The sequence below is a fragment of the Streptomyces sp. JH34 genome (assembly GCF_029428875.1).
In the GTDB taxonomy this organism is placed as follows: Bacteria; Actinomycetota; Actinomycetes; order Streptomycetales; family Streptomycetaceae; genus Streptomyces.
Map to the genome: position 1 here is coordinate 6,217,323 of NZ_JAJSOO010000001.1, position 20,334 is coordinate 6,237,656.

The following is a 20,334-nucleotide window of genomic DNA, read 5'->3' on the forward strand; positions in this document are numbered from 1 at the left end:
CCCGAGAGGGGCCGCGTCAATCCGGTGCGCGCGCATTCATCCTGCGGGGTGGCCTCGATCGGGGGAGACCCCAGGTTGTCCGAGACGGCGGGACCGCCCCTGAGCGTTCCCAGCCGCCCAGCCGCGCCCCACAGCCCCTCCGGTGGACGGGAGCCGCAGGTCGGGACCGCCGCGGCGCGGCCGGGCGGCCATGACACCCACCGGGTCCGCGCGGGCCGGTCGCGCGACGTTGCCGGTGACGCGATCCCGCCCGAGCACCTGACCGGGGACCCCGGCAGGGAACACCTTTATGCACATCGAACGGATGGCCGTGCCGACGGTGCGGCACAATGACGATGCCCGGCCGGCTACTCAGTGATGGAACGGCGATATGACGATGGCAGCGGTAGACCACCCCTCCTCACAGCAGGACGAGGAACACGGCGCGAAGACCTTCGGCGGCAGTCGCGCGCTCGCACTGCTGCTGGTGATCACGGGAGCGGCCGGGCTGCTCGCCGCCTGGGTGATCACGATCGACAAGTTCAAGCTGCTCGAGGACCCGAGCTTCACCCCGGGCTGCAGCCTGAACCCGGTGGTCGCGTGCGGCAACATCATGAAGAGCGAGCAGGCGTCCGCCTTCGGCTTCCCCAACCCGATGCTGGGCATCGCCACCTACTCGGTGGTCATCGGCATCGGCATGGCACTCCTCGCAGGTGCCCGCTTCCGCGCCTGGTACTGGCTCGGCCTCAACGCCGGCACGCTGTTCGGCGTCGGCTTCTGCACCTGGCTGCAGTACCAGTCGCTGTACAACATCAACTCGCTGTGCCTGTGGTGCTGCCTGGCCTGGGTAGCCACGATCTTCATGTTCTGCTACGTCACCACGCACAACATCAAGCACGGCATCCTGCCCGCCCCCGCCTGGCTGCGGAACACCCTCACCGAGTTCCACTGGGTGCCGCCGGTGCTCTGGATCGGGATCATCGGCATGCTGATCCTGACCCGCTGGTGGGACTTCTGGACCAGCTGACGCACCGGGTGGTCCTGTCAGTGGGGTGACATAGGCTTCCTTGCGTGGAGCCCGACCTCTTTACCGCAGCAGCCGAAGACCGCCAGGAGAAGGACCCGTCCAGCAGCCCCCTCGCTGTCCGGATGCGCCCCCGCACACTGGACGAGGTCGTCGGCCAGCAGCACCTGCTCAAGCCGGGCTCGCCGCTGCGCCGCCTCGTCGGCGAGGGCGGCGGCGGCCCCGCCGGACCCTCCTCGGTGATCCTCTGGGGCCCGCCGGGCACCGGGAAGACGACCCTGGCGTACGTGGTCAGCAAGGCCACCAACAAGCGCTTCGTCGAGCTCTCCGCGATCACCGCCGGCGTCAAGGAGGTCCGGGCCGTCATCGAGGGGGCGCGGCGTGCCACCGGCGGCTTCGGCAAGGAGACCGTCCTCTTCCTCGACGAGATCCACCGGTTCTCCAAGGCCCAGCAGGACTCGCTGCTCCCCGCCGTGGAGAACCGCTGGGTCACGCTCATCGCGGCCACCACGGAGAATCCGTACTTCTCGATCATCTCCCCCCTGCTGTCGCGCTCCCTTCTCCTCACGCTGGAGCCCCTCGGCGACGACGACCTGCGCGCCCTGCTGCGCCGGGCCCTGGCCGACGAGCGCGGGCTGGCCGGAGCGGTCGCCCTTCCCGAGGACGCCGAGGCGCACCTGCTGCGGATCGCCGGGGGAGACGCCAGGCGGGTGCTGACCGCGCTGGAGGCCGCCGCGGGCGCGGCACTCTCCAAGCACGAGGACGAGATCACGCTGGAGACCCTCGAGGAGACCGTCGACCGCGCCGCCGTGAAGTACGACCGTGACGGCGACCAGCACTACGACGTGGCGAGCGCCCTGATCAAGTCGATCCGCGGGTCCGACGTGGACGCCGCACTGCACTACCTGGCCCGGATGATCGAGGCGGGGGAGGACCCGCGCTTCATCGCCCGGCGGCTGATGATCTCCGCCAGCGAGGACATCGGGCTCGCCGACCCGACGGCGCTGCCCACGGCGGTGGCGGCTGCCCAGGCGGTCGCCATGATCGGCTTCCCCGAGGCGGCGCTCACCCTGAGCCACGCCACGATCGCGCTGGCGCTCGCCCCCAAGTCGAACGCGGCGACACTGGCGATCTCCGCCGCACAGGAGGACGTGCGCCGGGGACTCGCGGGCCCGGTCCCGGCCCATCTGCGCGACGGCCACTACAAGGGCGCCGCCAAGCTGGGCCACGCCCAGGGTTACGTCTACCCGCACGACGTCCCCGGCGGCATCGCCGCCCAGGAGTACGCCCCGGACGCCGTCCGCGGCAGGCGCTACTACGAACCCACGCGGTACGGCGCGGAGGCGCGCTACGCCGACGTGGCCGAACGGGTCCGTGAGCGGCTCGGCCGCGGTGAGCGGGGCGGTCCGGAGTCCGCGTGACGGCGACGGCTCAGCAGGCCGCAGCCTCGAAGAGGGTGTGCATCGCCCGGCGCAGCTCGCTGACGTCCCGTACCGGACCAGGGAATTCGAACCGGGCGTCGAAGCACGCGTCGCCGTCCTCGACGAACCGCACCCGGAGGCCGAACCGGTCGACCGAGACCGGGACGGCGTCGAGCCGGTGCTCGGCGCAGCCGCACTCGCCCCGGTCGCCCAGCAACGCGGACAAGGTCGCCATCTGCTCGCCGTGGGCGGCGTGCAGATGCTGGAGCAGCTCGGCCTCGTGGCCGACCAGCGGGTCGGCGACGGCGTCCCGGAAGTCCTCAGGCTCCACCTCCTCGAAGCCCCACAGGTCGTCGACCGACGCCTCCCCGGTCTCCAGCCGGAGCATCATCCGGCCGGGCTGCGCGAGCCCCGGCACGGCGGTGAGCCAGCCGGCGACCCGGGCGCGTCCGCGGATCCGGTGGGGGACGGAGACCGGAGCGACATCGGTGATCTCGAGCACAGCGGTCAGCTCGTCGCCCTGGGCGTGCGTGGCGGCCCGTACGACCGGTGAATCCGCGGGGAATCCGAGGAACAGGTCCCCCTCGGGGCCGATGCTCCTGCTGTCGGGGATCAGGTGGTCCGTGGGGAGCACCGACAGCCCCGGTACGAGCAGCACGGCGGAGCAGGTACTCTGTACGAGAGTTCGTGTGCGCTCGGCTGCTGACGGCATCCGAGTGTTTTCAAGCCCGCTGGGACGCGGCTGACCACGATCAGATCGGCCTTCCGTCGTAGCAGCACCTTCAGGTGTGCTGCCGCTGTCTGTGCTGTCCGTGATGTGTGTGGTGTTCCCAGGGCGAGACATGCGATCTCCTTGAGTAAGGTAAGCCTAACCTAACCTACAACGGAGGTCTGGAGAACGTGCCTAACCAGTCGCGTCCCAAGGTCAAGAAGTCGCGTGCCCTCGGCATCGCCCTGACGCCGAAGGCTGTCAAGTACTTCGAAGCCCGCCCCTACCCGCCGGGCGAGCACGGCCGTGGCCGCAAGCAGAACTCGGACTACAAGGTCCGTCTGCTCGAGAAGCAGCGTCTGCGTGCGCAGTACGACATCAGCGAGCGCCAGATGGCGCGCGCCTACGACCGCGCCCGTAAGGCCGAGGGCAAGACGGGCGAGGCGCTGGTCGTCGAGCTCGAGCGCCGCCTCGACGCCCTGGTCCTGCGTTCGGGCATCGCCCGCACCATCTACCAGGCCCGTCAGATGGTCGTCCACGGCCACATCGAGGTCAACGGTGGCAAGGTCGACAAGCCGTCCTTCCGCGTGCGCCCCGACGACGTCGTGCAGGTCCGCGAGCGCAGCCGCTCCAAGGTCCCCTTCCAGGTGGCCCGTGAGGGTGGTTACGACACCGACGGCGAGACCCCGCGCTACCTCCAGGTGAACCTGAAGGCCCTGGCCTTCCGCCTGGACCGTGACCCGAACCGCAAGGAAATCCCGGTCATCTGCGACGAGCAGCTCGTCGTCGAGTACTACGCCCGCTGACGCAGGCGTAGCTCAACCGAGCTCGGGCCCGCCCCTCCCTGGTGTACGGGAGGCGGCGGGCCTTCGCGTCTCCCCGGCCGTCCCGGTCCCGGGCGTTCCGCTTTCGGCCACCCCCGCCCCGGGCGCTCCGGCCGAGGCCGCCCTGTCGTCCGGACCGGCCCGGAGCGCCCGTGCCACCGCGGCCTGCGCGTCCAGCCGGCGGCCCGAGAGCCGCTCCACGTCGTACGTGGCGTCGCCGAGCTGCGCCCTCGCCCGTTCCTCGCACTCCGCCCGCGGTCTGCCGTAGTGGGTGGAGCCGAACAGCGGCAGGCCCACCGAGGGCCAGATCCGGTCCGCCGCCCCCTGCAGCACCGCGGCCTCGGCACCGTCGCCCTCCGTCGCGGTGACGAGGGCCAGCAGCTCCAGGGAGAGGACCGTGCCAAGCAGGTCGTGGAAGGTGTGCGCGATGGACAGCGACTCCCCGAGCATCCGGCGCGCCCGTCCGCTCGGCCCGGACCGCAGCGCCACGTAGCCCAGGACGTACAGCGCGTAGGCAAGGGCCCACCGCTCGCCGTGGTCCTCGCAGATCTCACGGACCTCGTCGCAGATCGCCGCGGCCGCCTCCAGGTCACCGCGGAACGCCACGGCCATGCCCAGCTCGACCTGCGCCATCAGCACGTTGCTGTTCAGCTCGCCGATCTCCCGGTAGCGCCCGAGCGCCTCGCGCAGCAGTTCCTCGGCACGTGCCGGGTCGTCCGTGACGATCGAGAGGCAGCCCGTGCGGTGCACGGCGTAGGCCACAGCGGTGGCGTCCCCCGAGCGTTCCCCCTCCTCGCGGCACTCCTGCAGGGCCGACACCGCCCCCACCGGGTCGCCCTGCAGCACCGCGACGTGACCGAGCACCCAGAGGGCCTTCAGCCGGGAGTGGTCGTAGGGGGACTCCTCCTCCAGGACGTGGTCCAGCCAGTGGCGGCCCTCGGCGAGGCGCCCGCAGCCCGCCCAGTAGAACCACAGCGTGCCCGCCAGGTACTGCGCGAGATGCACCTCCTCCGGGTTCTCCATCGAACACTCCATCGCGCGGCGGAGATTGGGCAGCTCGCTGTCGATCCGGGCCGCGGCCTCCGCCTGCCTGGGGCTGAACCAGTCGAGTTCGCACCACGTCGCGAGGCCCAGGTACCAGTCCCGGTGCCTGCGGCGCAGCCGGCCGGCGTCCCCGGTCGCCCGCAGCCACTCGGCGCCGTACTCCCGCACGGTGTCCAGCAGCCGGTAGCGGCTGCCGGCGGCCGAGTCCTCGCGCAGCACCACGGACTGCGCCAGCAGTTCGTCCAGCACGTCGAGCACGGAGTCGGCGGGCAGGTCCGGGCCGCTGCAGATGTACTCGACGGCCTCCAGGTCGAACTGCCCGGCGAACACCGAGAGCCGCGCCCACAGCAGCCGTTGCCCGGGATCGCACAGCTCATGGCTCCAGCCGATGGCCGTACGCAGCGTCTGATGGCGGGGCAGTGCGCTCGGACTGCCCCCGGTGAGCAGCCGGAAGCGGTCGTCGAGACGCTGCAGCACCTGCTCCGTCGTCAGGGCCCGCAGCCGTCCGGCGGCGAGCTCCAGGGCCAGCGGGATGCCGTCGAGCCTGCGGCAGAGCTCCCGGGCGGTGTCCCGCTCGCCGTCCGTCGGCCGGAAGCCCGGGCGTACCGCCGCCGCCCGCCGGACGAAGAGTTCCAGGGCGTCGTCGTCCGTCATCGGCATCAGCGGGAAGGTGAGTTCGCCGTCCACCCGCAGCGGCTTGCGGCCGGCCGCGAGCACCTGCAGACCGGGTGCCCGGCGCAGCAGTTCCCGTACGACATCGGCGCACGGTCCCGCGAGATGCTCGAAACCGTCGACGACGAGCAGCAGGCGGCGGTCCGCACAGTGCCGGGCCAGCACCTCGCGAGGCGACCTGCTGGTGTGGTCGGTGAGCCCCAGGGCGTCGACCAGGGTGTGCACGAGCAGTCCGGGATCGTGGACGCCCGACAGCTCTGCGAGCCACACCCCGTCGCAGTACCGTTTCTCCACCAGGGCAGCGGTCCGTACGGCGAAACGGGTCTTTCCGACCCCGGCGACCCCCACGACCGTGACGAGCCTGGACTCGCCCAGGAGCGACTCCAGTTCGGTCAGTTCGGCGTCGCGTCCCACGAAGGTGTTGAGCTCCGCCGGGAGATTTCCGCGTACGGGGACGGGCTCCATGTCGTCGGGCGTGGGGGAGGGGCGCTGAGGGCGTCGCATGAAACACGCAGAGTACTGGCACATAAGCTCTCCGTACAATCTCCCCGCCTCCGGCACCCGCACCGCCCGCCCCACAATGCGGTACGGCGCGTGACGCCCGGCGCGATAGGCTCGGGGGGACGACGATCGGCAGAGGTGGCAGGACGCACCGGCCGGCCGGTGACAGGCAGATACCGGCGGGGAGAGGTCCCCGCCGATGTGGGCGACGAGCAGAGAGCGGTGCACTGTGTCCGGTGGAGAGGTGGCCGGCATCCTGGTGGCTGTCTTCTGGGCGATCCTGGTTTCCTTCCTCGCCGTGGTACTGGTGAGACTGGCCCAGACGCTCAGGGCGACCACCGCGCTGGTGGCGGACGTGACGGAGCAGGCGGTCCCGCTGCTCGCCGACGCCTCCGCCACGCTGCGCTCCGCGCAGACCCAGCTCGACAAGGTCGACGCCATCGCGAGCGACGTCCAGGAGGTCACCTCCAACGCCTCCGCGCTCTCCACCACCGTCGCCTCGACGTTCGGCGGCCCGCTCGTGAAGGTGGCCGCGTTCGGCTACGGGGTGCGGCAGGCTCTCGGCCGCCGTAGCGCGGCCGACCCGGAACCGGACCGCCGGACCTCCCGCCGCGCCGTGATCGTCGGCCGAACCGTGCCGTCCGCCCGCGACAGGAAGCGGAACGGCCGAAGCTCCCGCGGACAGAAGGACTGACCCAGCGATGTTCCGCCGTACGTTCTGGTTCACCGCCGGCGCAGCCGCCGGTGTCTGGGCCACCACCAAGGTCAACCGCAAGATCCGGCAGCTGGCCCCCGAGAGCCTCGCGGCGCAGGCCGCGGACAAGGCGATCGAGGCGGGTCACAAGCTGAAGGACTTCGCCCTCGACGTGCGTGAGGGCATGGTCAGGCGCGAGGCCGAACTGGGCGGGGCCCTCGGTATCGAGGCCGCGGCCGACCCCGAACTCGTCGCCCACCGCACACTTCCCTACAACCCGAACAACCGGAATGAGGACCACTAATGGAGTCGGCTGAAATTCGCCGCCGCTGGCTGAGCTTCTTCGAGGAGCGCGGTCACACCGTCGTGCCTTCGGCGTCGCTCATCGCGGACGACCCGACTCTGCTGCTGGTCCCCGCGGGCATGGTTCCCTTCAAGCCGTACTTCCTCGGCGAGGTCAAGCCGCCCGCCCCGCGCGTCACCAGCGTGCAGAAGTGCGTCCGGACCCCGGACATCGAAGAGGTCGGCAAGACCACCCGGCACGGCACGTTCTTCCAGATGTGCGGCAACTTCTCCTTCGGTGACTACTTCAAGGAAGGCGCCATCGAGTTCGCCTGGGCGGCGCTCACGAACTCCGTGGAGGACGGCGGCTTCGGCCTCGACCCCGAGCGCCTGTGGATCACGGTCTACCTGGACGACGACGAGGCCGAGCAGATCTGGCGCGAGAAGATCGGCGTCCCGGCCGAGCGCATCCAGCGCCTGGGCAAGAAGGACAACTTCTGGTCCATGGGCGTCCCCGGCCCCTGCGGCCCCTGCTCCGAGATCAACTACGACCGCGGCCCCGAGTTCGGCGTCGAGGGCGGCCCCGCAGTCAACGACGAGCGCTACGTGGAGATCTGGAACCTGGTCTTCATGCAGTACGAGCGCGGCGCAGGCGACGGCAAGGAGGACTTCCCGATCCTCGGCGACCTGCCGTCGCAGAACATCGACACGGGGCTCGGCCTCGAGCGGCTCGCCATGATCCTGCAGGACGTACAGAACATGTACGAGACCGACACCCTGCGCGTCGTCATGGACAAGGCCACCGAGCTCACCGGCGTGCGCTACGGCGCCGACCAGGGTTCCGACGTCTCCCTCCGCGTCGTCGCCGACCACGTCCGCACCTCGGTGATGCTCATCGGTGACGGCGTCACCCCCGGCAACGAGGGCCGCGGCTACGTCCTGCGCCGCATCATGCGCCGCGCCATCCGCAACATGCGCCTGATGGGCGCCACAGGCCCGGTCGTCCGTGAGCTCGTCGACGTCGTCGTCGACACCATGGGGCAGCAGTACCCGGAGCTGATCACCGACCGCAAGCGCATCGAGACGGTCGCCCTCGCCGAGGAGGCCGCGTTCCTCAAGGCCCTCAAGGGCGGCACGAACATCCTCGACACCGCCGTCACCGAGACCAAGGCCGCCGGCGGCCAGGTCCTGGCCGGCGACAAGGCGTTCCTGCTCCACGACACCTGGGGCTTCCCGATCGACCTCACGCTGGAGATGGCCGCCGAACAGGGCCTCTCGGTCGACGAGGACGGCTTCCGCCGGCTGATGAAGGAACAGCGGGACCGGGCCAAGGCCGACGCCAAGGCCAAGAAGACCGGTCACGCGGACCTGTCCGCCTACCGCGAGGTCGCCGACAACTCCGGCGTCACCGAGTTCATCGGGTACACGTCCGTCGAGGGCGAGTCGAAGATCGTCGGGCTGCTCGTCGACGGGGTCTCCTCGCCCGCCGCCTCCGAGGGCGACGAGGTCGAGGTCGTCCTCGACCGCACCCCGTTCTACGCCGAGGGCGGCGGCCAGCTCGCCGACCAGGGCCGGATCAGGCTCGACAGCGGCGCCGTCATCCAGGTCCGCGACGTACAGCAGCCGGTCCCCGGTGTCTCGGTACACAAGGGCTCGGTCCAGGTCGGCGAGGTGACGGTCGGCGCCTCCGCCTACGCCGCCATCGACAACACCCGCCGCCGCGCCATCGCCCGCGCCCACAGCGCCACGCACCTCACGCACCAGGCGCTGCGCGACGCGCTCGGCCCGACGGCCGCGCAGGCCGGCTCGGAGAACTCGCCCGGACGCTTCCGCTTCGACTTCGGCTCGCCCGCCGCCGTACCCGGCACGGTCCTGACCGACGTCGAGCAGAAGATCAACGAGGTCCTCGCCCGGGAGCTCGACGTCCAGGCCGAGGTCATGTCCATCGACGACGCCAAGAAGCAGGGCGCCATCGCCGAGTTCGGCGAGAAGTACGGCGAGCGGGTCCGCGTCGTCACCATCGGCGACTTCTCCAAGGAGCTGTGTGGCGGCACGCACGTCCGCAACACCTCCCAGCTCGGCCTGGTGAAGCTGCTCGGTGAGTCGTCGATCGGCTCCGGTGTGCGCCGCGTCGAGGCGCTCGTCGGTGTGGACGCGTACAACTTCCTCGCCAAGGAGCACACGGTCGTCGCCCAGCTCCAGGAACTGCTCAAGGGCCGTCCCGAGGAGCTCCCCGAGAAGATCTCCGGCATGCTCGGCAAGCTGAAGGACGCCGAGAAGGAGATCGAGAAGTTCCGCGCGGAGAAGGTCCTGGCGGCCGCCGCCGGGCTCGTGGAGACGGCCAGGGACGTACGCGGCGTCGCCCTCGTCACCGGGCAGGTGCCGGACGGCACCACTGCGGACGACCTGCGGAAGCTGGTCCTCGACGTGCGCGGGCGCATCCAGGGCGGCCGTCCGGCCGTCGTGGCCCTGTTCACCACCGCCAACGGCCGTCCGCTGACGGTCATCGCCACCAACGAGGCGGCCCGTGAGCGCGGCCTCAAGGCCGGCGACCTGGTGCGCACCGCCGCGAAGACCCTCGGGGGCGGTGGCGGCGGCAAGCCCGACGTCGCCCAGGGCGGCGGCCAGAACCCGGCCGCCGTCGGCGACGCCATGGCGGCCGTCGAACGCCTCGTCACCGAGACCGCGTGACGCCCGACGTGCCGCAGATGCGCCGTGGACGCCGACTCGCCGTCGACGTCGGTGACGCCCGTATCGGGGTCGCCTCGTGCGACCCCGACGGGATCCTCGCCACGCCGGTGGAGACCGTGCCGGGACGTGACGTCCCGGCCGCCCACCGGCGGCTCGGCCAGATCGTCGAGGAGTACGAGCCGATCGAGGTCATCGTCGGTCTGCCCCGTTCGCTGGGCGGCGGCGAGGGCCCGGCGGCGGCGAAGGTCCGTGCCTTCACGCAGGTCTTCGCCCGTGCGATCGCGCCCGTCCCCGTGCGTCTCGTGGACGAGAGGATGACCACAGTGACCGCCACTCAGGGGCTGCGCGCTTCGGGCGTGAAGTCCAAGAAGGGCCGATCTGTCGTCGACCAGGCTGCCGCTGTGGTGATCCTCCAGAACGCTCTGGAGTCCGAACGGGCGTCAGGCACCGCCCCGGGCGAGGGCGTCGAAGTGGTTGTCTGATCGCGATACGGTAACGTTCCGCGCGATGCGGCGGTGTTCGAACAGACACCGCACAGCAAAGCGAAGAGACGGAGCGTCGTCTCGCGGCTCAAGGGGATCGATGACTGAGTATGGCCGGGGCCCCGGCTCCGAACCGTGGCATCCCGAGGACCCCTTGTACGGGGACCAGGGGTGGGGCCACCAGGCCGCCCACGGCCGGAGCCAGTACGAAGGCCAGCAGTCCGACCAGGGCCAGTACGACGGCGGGCAGCAGCACTACGCACAGGACCCGTATGCCCAGCAGGGCTACCAGCAGGACCCTTACGCGCAGCCGCAGCAGCCGCAGCAGCCGCAGGACCCGTACCAGCAGCAGCCGCAGGACCCGTACGCGCAGCCGCAACAGCACCAGCAGGATCTGTACGGTCAGCAGCACCAGCAGTACGGCTCCCCGCAGGATCCTTACGCCCAGCCCCAGCAGCCGCAGTACGACGGTGGCTGGGACACGGGCCAGCAGGCGGCGATGCCGTACGGGGCCCAGCAGCAGCCCCCGTACGGCAACGCCCCCGGCGGCTACGGCGACCAGGGTGACCACTACGGAACCCCCGAGGCCTATCCGCCGCCGCAGCCCCCGGGGCGCCGCGAGGAGCCCGCGCAGCAGAACAGCCCGGACTGGGATCCGGAGGTGCCGCAGGAGGAGACGCATCCTTTCTTCACCGGTGCCGACGAGCCGGCCGACGGCCGCGACTCCCGGTCCAGGGAGCGGGACGACGCCGAGGACGACCACGACGACGACCCACGCGAGTCCCGCAGGGGCGGGGGCGAGCGCCGCGGCAAGGGCAAGAAGAAGAGCCGCAACGGCTGCGCCTGCCTGGGTGTCGCGGCGGTCCTCGTCGGTGGGCTCGGCGGGGTGGGCTACGTCGGCTACTCGTACTACCAGAGCCAGTTCGGCGCGGCGCCCGACTACGAGGGCAGCGGCACGGGCTCGGTCGAGGTGGAGATCCCGGACGGCGCCCTGGGTAACGAGATCGCGAGCATTTTGAAGAAAGCGGGCGTCGTGAAGTCCGTCGATGCTTTCGTCTCCGCACAGAACGGGAACCCCAAGGGGGGGTCCCTGCAAGCAGGCGTTTATCTCCTGAAAAAGGAGATGTCTGCCGACAGTGCCATCGAATTGATGCTGAACCCGAAGAGTCAGAATTCTCTGGTCTTCCCGGAGGGCTCCATCTCGACCGAGATTTATGCCAAGATCGACAAGAGGCTCGAGTTGAAAGCGGGCACGACGGCAGGTGTCGCGAAGGCGAAGGCCGAAAGTCTCGGGTTGCCTGCGTGGGCGGACGGCGACCCTCAGGCAAAGGACCCGCTTGAGGGCTTCCTTTTCCCGGCAGCGTACGCCGTCCCCAAGGGTGCCAAGCCCGAGGACGTGCTGAAGAAGATGGTGGCCCGGGCCACCAAGGAATACGGGAAGCTTGACCTTGAGCAGAACGCGAAAAAGCTCAACTTGAAATCGCCGCTCGACGTCATCACCGTAGCAAGCCTTGTCCAGAAGGAGGGCAAGTACAAGCACGACTTCGACAAGGTTTCCAGGGTGGTCTACAATCGCCTGAAGCCGGAAAACCTCGAAACCGTCGGTAGGCTGGAATTCGACTCGACAATCAACTACATCCGGGCTGAGAGCACGTTGGATGTGGGCGCCGTCGACGCGTTGAGGGAGATCGACGATCCGTACAACACGTACAAAATCAAGGGGTTGCCGCTCGGCCCGATTTCCAACCCGGGCGCGGATGCTCTGCACTCGGCGATCAGTCCGGCAGACGGCCCCTGGTATTACTTCGTCTCCGTAACCGAGGACAAGACACTGTTCGCGGTGACGAATGCGGAGCATGAGCGCAACCGCGCGAAGTACGAAGAGAACAAGGCCAACCAGTGAGTATCACCCGCAGGGCCGCAGTCCTCGGTTCGCCCGTCGCCCACTCCCTCTCGCCGGCCCTGCACAGCGCCGCGTACGCCGCGCTCGGCCTGGAGGGCTGGTCCTACGACCGCTTCGACGTGGACGAGGCGGCGCTGCCCGGCTTCGTCGACGGGCTGGACCGGTCCTGGGCGGGGCTCTCCCTGACCATGCCGTTGAAGCGGGCGATCATTCCGCTGCTGGACGGGATCAGTGACACGGCGGCGTCGGTGGAGGCCGTCAACACCGTCGTCCTCACCGAGGACGGCCGCCGCCTCGGAGACAACACGGACATCCCCGGGATGGTCGCGGCGCTGCGTGAACGCGGGGTCGAGAAGGTGGAATCGGCCGCCGTCCTGGGCGCCGGTGCCACGGCTTCCTCCGCGCTGGCAGCCCTCGCCGAGATCTGCACCGGGCCCGTCACGGCGTATGTGCGCAGCGCGGCTCGGGCCGACGAGATGCGCGGCTGGGGCGCACGCCTCGGCGTCGACGTCAGGATCGCGGACTGGGCCGAGGCCGATGAGGCCCTGCGCGCGCCCCTGGTGATCGCCACTACGCCGACCGGCACCACGGACGCCCTCGCCGGAGCCGTCCCCTCGGCGCCCGGCACGCTCTTCGACGTCCTTTACGACCCCTGGCCGACGGCGCTGGCCTCGCGCTGGGCGGCGACCGGAGCGGGTGTCGTGGGAGGTCTCGACCTTCTGGTGCACCAGGCCGTCCTGCAGGTCGAGCAGATGACCGGCCTGGACGCACCGCTCGCCGTCATGCGCGCGGCGGGCGAGGCGGCGCTCGCGGCACAGAGTCACTAGTTCTCGCCAGTTGATGGCCTGATCGATCCGCTCCCGCCCCGCGGGTGCGCATTTTCACTACGCTCCTCGGCGGAGGCGGCACGAGCGTGCTGCCGGGGAGGGTTCCATGCGCAGACCAATTGCCAGAGCAGCCGCGATAGTTGTCGCCGCGTTCGCACTGCTCGTGACCGGGACCGGGGTCGCCAGTGCGTCCACGCCCGCCCAGAAGGCCGTTTCGGCCTGCGGGTCGAGCTACTACGTGCAGCGGCAGTATTCGCTCGGCCTGGGGCAGAACGTAACGGTCTTCCTGCTGTACAGCTCGTCCACCGGCAACAACTGCGTGGTCACCGTCAAGCACGAGAACGCGGGTGCCTACTACGGCACGGCGACCGGGCTCGGCGCGGGCATCCAGGCCGAGGGCGGCTCGCTGAAGAAGGACGACAACGACTACAAGTACCACGCGGGTCCGGTGTATCTGAACGCCCCGGGCAAGTGCGTCCGCTTCTGGGCGCACTACCAGGAGATCGGCGCCTCCAGCATCCGCGACTGGTACCACACCAGCACCTACTCGAACTGCGGCTGACGATCCGCACCGGCTCCGGTCCCGTCTCCCAGCCTCGGGAGACGGGACCGCGGCGTCCGCCCCCTGGACCGGCGGCAGGGAATCGTCCCTGATCGTGGGAGGATCGGGGGCGGCGGGCCAGGGCCGCGCACCCGGTCGCGCCGTCGCAGTTACAGGCGCGAGCATGAGGAGCACCGTTGAGCAGGTTGCGCTGGCTGACCGCCGGAGAGTCGCACGGCCCCGCACTGGTGGCGACGCTGGAGGGTCTTCCCGCCGGTATCCCCGTCACCACGGAGATGGTGGCGGACGCGCTCGCCAGGCGACGGCTCGGTTACGGGCGCGGCGCCCGGATGAAGTTCGAGCGGGACGAGGTCACCTTTCTCGGCGGTGTCCGGCACGGCCTGACCATGGGATCGCCCGTCGCCGTCATGGTGGGCAACACCGAGTGGCCCAAGTGGGAACAGGTGATGTCGGCCGACCCGGTCGACCCCGACGTGCTGGCCGAGCAGGCGCGCAACGCCCCGCTGACCCGTCCCCGCCCCGGTCACGCCGACCTGGCGGGCATGCAGAAGTACGGCTTCGACGAGGCCCGCCCGGTCCTGGAGCGCGCCAGCGCCCGGGAGACCGCCGCCCGCGTCGCCCTGGGCGCCGTCGCCCGCTCCTACCTCAAGGAGACCGCGGGCATCGAGATCGTCTCCCACGTCGTCGAGCTGGCCGCGGCCAAGGCGCCCTACGGTGTCTACCCGAAGCCCTCCGACGTCGAGCGGCTCGACGCCGACCCGGTGCGCTGCCTGGACGCCGACGCGTCGAAGGCGATGGTCGAGGAGATCGACCAGGCCCACAAGGACGGCGACACCCTCGGGGGAGTCGTCGAGGTGCTCGCCTACGGCGTCCCCGTCGGTCTCGGCTCGCACGTCCACTGGGACCGCAGGCTCGACGCCCGCCTCGCCGCCGCTCTCATGGGCATCCAGGCCATCAAGGGCGTCGAGGTCGGCGACGGCTTCGACCTCGCCCGGGTGCCCGGCTCCAAGGCGCACGACGAGATCGTGGCCACCCCGGACGGCATCAGGCGTACCTCCGGCCGTTCCGGCGGCACCGAGGGCGGGCTGACCACCGGTGAGCTGCTGAGGGTCCGCGCCGCCATGAAGCCCATCGCGACCGTGCCCCGCGCGCTCGCCACCGTCGACGTCGTGACCGGCGAGGCGGCCAAGGCGCACCACCAGCGTTCCGACGTGTGCGCCGTCCCGGCGGCCGGGATCGTCGCCGAGGCGATGGTCGCCCTGGTGCTGGCCGACGCGGTCGCGGAGAAGTTCGGCGGCGACAGCGTGGCCGAGACCCACCGCAACGTGCAGTCGTACCTCTCCCACCTCCAGATCCGGTGAGCGCCCCGCTGATCGTCCTGGTCGGCCCGATGGGGGTCGGCAAGTCGACCGTGGGCGAACTCCTCGCCGACCGGCTCGGGACCACCTACCGCGACACCGACGCGGACGTCGTGGCCACGGCCGGCAAGTCGATCGCGGACATCTTCTTCGACGAGGGCGAGGAGCGGTTTCGCGCCCTGGAGCGCGAGGCCGTACGGGACGCGGTAGCCGGGCACCCAGGCGTCCTCGCGCTCGGCGGCGGCGCCGTGCTCGACGAATCCACCCGCGGGCTCCTCGCCGGCCACCGGGTCGTCTACCTGTCGATGGACGTCGACGAGGCGGTCAGGAGGGTCGGGCTGAACACCGCCCGCCCCCTGCTCGCCGTCAACCCGAGGCGGCAGTGGCGGGAACTCATGGACGCCAGGCGCCATCTGTACGAGGAAGTGGCCGGGGCGACCGTGGCCACCGACGAACGCACCCCCGAAGAGGTCGCCCAGGCGGTCCTCGACGCAACAGGACTGCCGGAGCGGACGGCCGCGACCGTGCCGGACGGCCAGGAGAACCACACGATGACCGAGCAGGGCACCACCCGTATCCAGATCGCCGGCACGGCAGGCACCGACCCGTACGAGGTGCTCGTCGGCCGCCGACTCCTCGGCGAGCTGCCGAACCTCATCGGCGACCGGGCCAAGCGGGTCGCCGTCCTGCACCCCGAGGCCCTCGCCGAGACCGGTGAGGCGGTCCGTGAGGACCTCGCGGCCCAGGGCTACGAGGCCATCGCGATCCAGCTGCCGAACGCCGAGGAGGCCAAGACCGTCGAGGTCGCCGCCTACTGCTGGAAGGCACTCGGCCAGACCGGCTTCACCCGCACCGACGTCATCGTCGGCGTCGGCGGCGGCGCCACCACCGACGTCGCCGGCTTCGTCGCCGCGTCGTGGCTGCGCGGGGTCCGCTGGATCGCCGTCCCGACGACCGTGCTCGCCATGGTCGACGCGGCGGTCGGCGGGAAGACGGGCATCAACACCGCCGAGGGCAAGAACCTCGTCGGTGCCTTCCACCCGCCCGCCGGGGTGCTCTGCGACCTCGCCGCGCTGGACTCGCTGCCCGTCCACGACTACGTCTCCGGCATGGCCGAGATCATCAAGGCCGGTTTCATCGCCGACCCCGTGATCCTCGACCTCGTCGAGGCGGACCCGGAAGGCGCGCGTTCGCCCGCCGGACCGCACACCGCGGAGCTGATCGAGCGCTCCATCCGGGTCAAGGCCGAGGTCGTCTCCAGCGACCTCAAGGAGTCCGGACTCAGGGAGATCCTCAACTACGGGCACACCCTCGCCCACGCCATCGAGAAGAACGAGCGCTACAAGTGGCGCCACGGCGCGGCCGTCTCCGTCGGCATGGTGTTCGCCGCCGAGCTGGGCCGGCTCGCCGGACGTCTCGACGACGCCACCGCCGACCGGCACCGCGCCGTCCTGGAGTCCGTCGGGCTGCCGCTCACCTACCGCGGTGACCAGTGGCCCAAGCTCCTGGAGAACATGAAGGTCGACAAGAAGTCCCGGGGCGACCTGCTGCGCTTCATCGTCCTGGACGGCATCGGCAAGCCCACCGTCCTGGAGGGCCCCGACCCGGCCGTCCTGCTCGCCGCCTACGGGGAGGTCTCCGCATGACGGCCCGCAGGGTCCTCGTGCTCAACGGACCGAACCTCGGCCGTCTCGGCTCCCGCGAGCCCGACGTGTACGGGGCGACCTCCTACGCCGGTCTCGTGGACACCTGCCAGGCCCTCGGCAAGGAGCTCGGCTTCGACGTCGAGGTCCGCGAGACCAACGACGAGGGCGAACTGATCCGCTGGCTCCACGAGGCGGCAGACGGTTCGATTCCGGTCGTCCTCAACCCGGGCGCCTTCACGCACTATTCGTACGGGATGCGCGATGCGGCGGCCCAGCGCACCGCCCCGCTGATCGAGGTGCACATCTCGAACCCGTACGCACGGGAGGAATTCCGCCACACCTCGGTGGTCGCCCCGGTGGCCACCGGCACCGTGGCGGGGTTCGGGATCGGTTCCTACCGGCTCGCCCTGCGGGCCCTCGCCGACGAACTGACGGACTGACACCGGGCACTGCGTACCTTCCCCGCCCGTTCACCGCGTGGCGGCCGGGGAAGGTACGGTTGCCGTCGATCAGCGCCAAATGCCTGTACGAGACGGAGTGGCACCGGATGCAGCACGCTGTGGGGGCCCCGCTGCCGCCGCCCCGGGGTTCCGGGAACGGGCCGTGGACGACGCAGGCCCAGCACTCAGGCAACCCCGGCCCCGCGGGGCCGCCCCTTCCGCCCATGGCGCCCGGCCATCAGCCGCCGGCGCACCGGCCGCACGGTCCTCAGCAGGTCCCGCTCCCGCCCTCCAGGGAGACCACCGGGCACGTCCAGCTGCCGCCCGGCGGCCCCGTCCCGCTGCCCGCGCCCCCCGCGGAGCCCGGCACCGGCGCCGCGACCCTGGCCGTGCTCCTCATCGGTCCCGCCGGAGCGGGCAAGACCACGGTCGCCAAGCTCTGGGCGGGCCGCCGCCGCGTCCCCACCGCGCACGTGTCCCTGGACGACGTCCGCGAGTGGGTCTGCTCCGGCTTCGCCGATCCCCAGGCCGGGTGGAACGACCACTCCGAGGCCCAGTACCGGCTGGCCCGGCGCACCTGCGGCTTCGCCGCCCGTAACTTCCTCGCCAACGGCATCTCCTGCATCCTCGACGACGCGGTCTTCCCCGACCGGCCCGTCGTCGGTCTCGGCGGCTGGAAGCGCCATGTGGGCCCCGGGCTCCTGCCCGTGGTCCTCCTGCCCGGTCTGGAGGTCGTCCTGGAGCGCAACGCGGCCCGCAGCGGGAACCGCAGGCTCTCCGACGAGGAGGTCGCCCGGATCCACGGCCGCATGGCCGGTTGGTACGGCTCCGGCCTGCCGATCATCGACAACTCCACCTACGACGTCGAGACGACCGCCCGGGTCCTCGACGACGTGCTGGCCCGCTCCATAGCCAGCCCGCCCGCCTGGTAGCGGCCCGACCGTTCCCGGCCGGGGCCCACCGTTCCCGGTCGGGTGCGCTGACCGGGCGGGGCCCGGCACGCGCTCGTAGGCTCGGAAACATGTCAGAGGTGTACGCCGTCCGACGCGGGCTGCTGCGGGACCGGTTCGCCGCCGCCGGATCCGCGGCCGCCCTGGTCTCCCGCCCCGCCAACGTCCGCTATCTCGCGGGCGGGGCACCGCCCGGAGCCGTGCTGCTGCTCGGCCCCGGCGAGGACGTCCTGCTCTGCCCCCGGGCACCGGTCGGGGACCCCGCCCACGGGCGCCCCGACGAACAGCTGCGACTGACCGTCCTGCCGGAGACCGACGGCGACCCGGTCGTCGCGGCGGCCGGCCTCGCCGGCGGCCTGCACACCGACTCCCTGGCGGTCGAGGAGCACGACCTGACGGTCGCCCGCCACCGCGCGATGACCGCCGTCGCCCCGGGCCTGCGACTGGGCGACCTCGGCAGCACCGTCGAGCAGCTGCGCCTCGTGAAGGACGAGGAGGAGATCGCCTGCCTGCGGATCGCCGCGGAGATCACCGACCAGGCCCTCGGCGAGCTACTCGAATCCATCCTGGTGGGGCGCACCGAACGCCACCTCGCCCTGGAACTGGAGCGCCGGCTGGTGGACCACGGTGCGGACGGCCCCGCCTTCCCCACCTCCGTCGGCACGGGCCCCCACTCGGGGCAGGGCCGTCACAGGCCCACCGACCGCAGGGTCGAGGAAGGTGATTTCCTTTCCGTCTGCCTGGGTGCCAACTACCGCGGATACCGCTGCGAGATCGGCCGGACGTTCGTCATCGGCACCAGCCCCGCGGACTGGCAGATCGAGCTCTACGACCTTGTTTTCGCCGCTCAGAGGGCCGGACGGGAGGCCCTGCTCCCCGGAGCCGCCTACCGCGACGTGGACCGCGCGGCCCGCCATCTCCTCGACTCGGCGGGCCACTCGGACGGCCTCCCGCCCAGCACCGGGCACGGTGTCGGACTCGAAATCGACGAGGACCCGCAGTTGGCACCGACAGCCATGGGTAAACTGGACGCTTGCGTGCCGGTCACCGTCGAACCGGGGGTCCACCTCCCGGGCCGGGGCGGTGTCCGGATCGATGACACGCTCGTCGTGCGCCCCGAGGCGGACGGCGGACCCGAGCTACTCACCATTACGACCAAGGAGCTGCTCGCGCTGTAGGAGAACCCTTGACGGGGACTCCGGCGCGCATCCTTTGTCGTCCACCAGCTTCAGTCCAGGAGATTCCGCAACCGTGGCTTCCACGAACGACCTCAAGAACGGCCTGGTGCTCAAGCTCGACGGAGGCCAGCTCTGGTCCGTCGTCGAGTTCCAGCACGTCAAGCCCGGCAAGGGCCCTGCCTTCGTGCGCACCAAGCTCAAGAACGTGCTCTCCGGCAAGGTCGTCGACAAGACGTTCAACGCCGGCGTGAAGGTCGAGACGGCCACCATCGACCGCCGTGACATGCAGTTCTCGTACATGGACGGCGAGTACTTCGTCTTCATGGACATGGACACGTACGACCAGCTCATGGTCGACCGCAAGTCCGTCGGCGACGCCGCCAACTTCCTGATCGAGGGCTTCACCGCCTCCGTCGCCCAGCACGAGGGCGAGGTGCTCTACGTCGAGCTGCCCGCCGCGGTCGAGCTGACCATCCAGCACACCGACCCGGGTGTGCAGGGCGACCGCTCCACCGGTGGCACCAAGCCCGCCACCCTGGAGACCGGCTACGAGATCGGTGTCCCGCTCTTCATCACCACCGGCGAGAAGATCAAGGTCGACACCCGCTCGGGCGACTACCTCGGCCGGGTGAACAGCTAACCGTGGCTGCCCGGAACAAGGCCCGCAAGCGCGCCTTCCAGATCCTCTTCGAGGCCGACCAGCGCGGCGAGTCCGTGCAGACGGTCCTCGCGGACTGGGTACGGCTCTCGCGGACCGACGACCGTCAGCCGCCGGTCGGCGAATTCACGATGGAGCTGGTCGAGGGGTACGCGCAGTACGCGGACCGGATCGACGACCTCATCGTCACCTACGCCGTGGACTGGGAGATCGACCGCATGCCGGTCGTCGACCGGAGCATCCTGAGGCTCGGCGCGTACGAGCTGATCTGGATGGACTCGACCCCGGACGCCGTGGTGATCGACGAGGCGGTCCAGCTGGCCAAGGAGTTCTCGACGGACGACTCCCCGGCCTTCGTGAACGGCCTGCTGGCCCGGTTCAAGGACCTCAAGGCGAATCTCCGCCGGGAGCAGTGATCCCGGCGGCGTCGAGCCGCACGAAGGCCCACGGTCGTACCGACCGTGGGCCTTCGGCGTGTCCGGACCGTGG

The 20,334-nt window shown here is 70.8% G+C and carries 19 protein-coding genes; 17 read left to right on the forward strand and 2 right to left on the reverse strand.

Going from position 1 to position 20,334, the window contains the following annotated elements; genetic code table 11:
* The first annotated feature begins 370 nt into the window (after positions 1–370).
* Positions 371–1,006 (forward strand): vitamin K epoxide reductase family protein, encoded by a 636-nt coding sequence (locus LWJ43_RS28015; RefSeq protein WP_277334960.1) that lies wholly within the window; start codon positions 371–373, stop codon positions 1,004–1,006.
* 44 nt (positions 1,007–1,050) lie between these two features.
* Entirely contained in the window at positions 1,051–2,424 is a 1,374-nt protein-coding gene (locus tag LWJ43_RS28020) for a replication-associated recombination protein A (RefSeq protein WP_277334961.1), read from the forward strand.
* Between the two features lie 10 nt (positions 2,425–2,434).
* Here LWJ43_RS28020 and LWJ43_RS28025 read toward each other — a convergent pair whose 3' ends face one another.
* Entirely contained in the window at positions 2,435–3,136 is a 702-nt protein-coding gene (locus LWJ43_RS28025) for a DUF2470 domain-containing protein (protein WP_277334962.1), read from the reverse strand.
* Between the two features lie 188 nt (positions 3,137–3,324).
* Between LWJ43_RS28025 and rpsD the strand changes: the two genes are divergently transcribed.
* Positions 3,325–3,939 carry a 30S ribosomal protein S4 gene (rpsD, locus tag LWJ43_RS28030; protein ID WP_014157362.1) on the forward strand — a complete coding sequence of 205 codons (615 nt, stop codon included), beginning with the start codon at positions 3,325–3,327 and terminating at the stop codon, positions 3,937–3,939.
* Between the two features lie 12 nt (positions 3,940–3,951).
* Here the strand turns inward: rpsD and LWJ43_RS28035 are convergent, their stop codons facing one another.
* Positions 3,952–6,177, reverse strand: coding sequence for an ATP-binding protein (locus LWJ43_RS28035; RefSeq protein ID WP_277334963.1), 2,226 nt, complete (start codon positions 6,175–6,177; stop codon positions 3,952–3,954).
* 241 nt (positions 6,178–6,418) lie between these two features.
* On the opposite strand from LWJ43_RS28035, the gene LWJ43_RS28040 reads away from it, so the two are divergent.
* The 14 genes from LWJ43_RS28040 to nusB all read left to right on the forward strand — a co-directional run bounded on the left by LWJ43_RS28040 (position 6,419) and on the right by nusB (position 20,261).
* The gene (locus tag LWJ43_RS28040) at positions 6,419–6,868 is read left to right on the forward strand and encodes a DUF948 domain-containing protein (protein WP_277334964.1); all 450 of its coding nucleotides are present in this window, start codon (positions 6,419–6,421) and stop codon (positions 6,866–6,868) included.
* 7 nt (positions 6,869–6,875) lie between these two features.
* Positions 6,876–7,172, forward strand: coding sequence for a DUF6167 family protein (locus LWJ43_RS28045; RefSeq protein ID WP_277334965.1), 297 nt, complete (start codon positions 6,876–6,878; stop codon positions 7,170–7,172).
* Complete coding sequence (gene alaS / locus LWJ43_RS28050; protein WP_277334966.1) at positions 7,172–9,841, forward strand: alanine--tRNA ligase; 2,670 nt, start codon at positions 7,172–7,174, stop codon at positions 9,839–9,841. Before LWJ43_RS28045 ends, alaS begins: the two co-directional genes overlap by 1 nt.
* Positions 9,842–9,858: 17 nt before the next feature.
* Positions 9,859–10,323, forward strand: coding sequence for a Holliday junction resolvase RuvX (ruvX, locus tag LWJ43_RS28055; RefSeq protein WP_277336014.1), 465 nt, complete (start codon positions 9,859–9,861; stop codon positions 10,321–10,323).
* A gap of 100 nt (positions 10,324–10,423) precedes the next feature.
* On the forward strand, positions 10,424–12,226 hold the full coding sequence (mltG, locus tag LWJ43_RS28060; RefSeq protein WP_277334967.1) for an endolytic transglycosylase MltG: 1,803 nt from the start codon (positions 10,424–10,426) through the stop codon (positions 12,224–12,226).
* On the forward strand, positions 12,223–13,053 hold the full coding sequence (locus LWJ43_RS28065; RefSeq protein WP_277334968.1) for a shikimate dehydrogenase: 831 nt from the start codon (positions 12,223–12,225) through the stop codon (positions 13,051–13,053). Before mltG ends, LWJ43_RS28065 begins: the two co-directional genes overlap by 4 nt.
* A gap of 106 nt (positions 13,054–13,159) precedes the next feature.
* On the forward strand, positions 13,160–13,615 hold the full coding sequence (locus tag LWJ43_RS28070) for a serine/threonine protein kinase (RefSeq protein ID WP_277334969.1): 456 nt from the start codon (positions 13,160–13,162) through the stop codon (positions 13,613–13,615).
* Positions 13,616–13,791: 176 nt separating this feature from the next.
* On the forward strand, positions 13,792–14,976 hold the full coding sequence (aroC, locus tag LWJ43_RS28075) for a chorismate synthase (RefSeq protein WP_277334970.1): 1,185 nt from the start codon (positions 13,792–13,794) through the stop codon (positions 14,974–14,976).
* Entirely contained in the window at positions 14,973–16,619 is a 1,647-nt protein-coding gene (gene aroB, locus LWJ43_RS28080) for a 3-dehydroquinate synthase (RefSeq protein ID WP_277334971.1), read from the forward strand. The genes aroC and aroB overlap by 4 nt, the downstream gene beginning before the upstream one ends.
* Positions 16,616–17,059: a type II 3-dehydroquinate dehydratase gene (gene aroQ / locus LWJ43_RS28085; protein WP_277334972.1), complete on the forward strand. Its 444-nt coding sequence runs from the start codon at positions 16,616–16,618 to the stop codon at positions 17,057–17,059. Before aroB ends, aroQ begins: the two co-directional genes overlap by 4 nt.
* Before the next feature lie 107 nt (positions 17,060–17,166).
* The gene (locus LWJ43_RS28090; RefSeq protein WP_277334973.1) at positions 17,167–17,991 is read left to right on the forward strand and encodes a Pro-rich N-terminal domain-containing protein; all 825 of its coding nucleotides are present in this window, start codon (positions 17,167–17,169) and stop codon (positions 17,989–17,991) included.
* 89 nt (positions 17,992–18,080) lie between these two features.
* A complete protein-coding gene (locus tag LWJ43_RS28095) occupies positions 18,081–19,187 on the forward strand; it encodes a M24 family metallopeptidase (RefSeq protein WP_277334974.1) in 1,107 nt (368 codons plus the stop codon).
* A gap of 73 nt (positions 19,188–19,260) precedes the next feature.
* Entirely contained in the window at positions 19,261–19,827 is a 567-nt protein-coding gene (efp, locus tag LWJ43_RS28100) for an elongation factor P (protein ID WP_014157376.1), read from the forward strand.
* A 2-nt stretch (positions 19,828–19,829) separates the two neighbouring features.
* Positions 19,830–20,261, forward strand: coding sequence for a transcription antitermination factor NusB (gene nusB / locus LWJ43_RS28105; protein WP_277334975.1), 432 nt, complete (start codon positions 19,830–19,832; stop codon positions 20,259–20,261).
* The last annotated feature ends 73 nt before the right edge of the window (positions 20,262–20,334 follow it).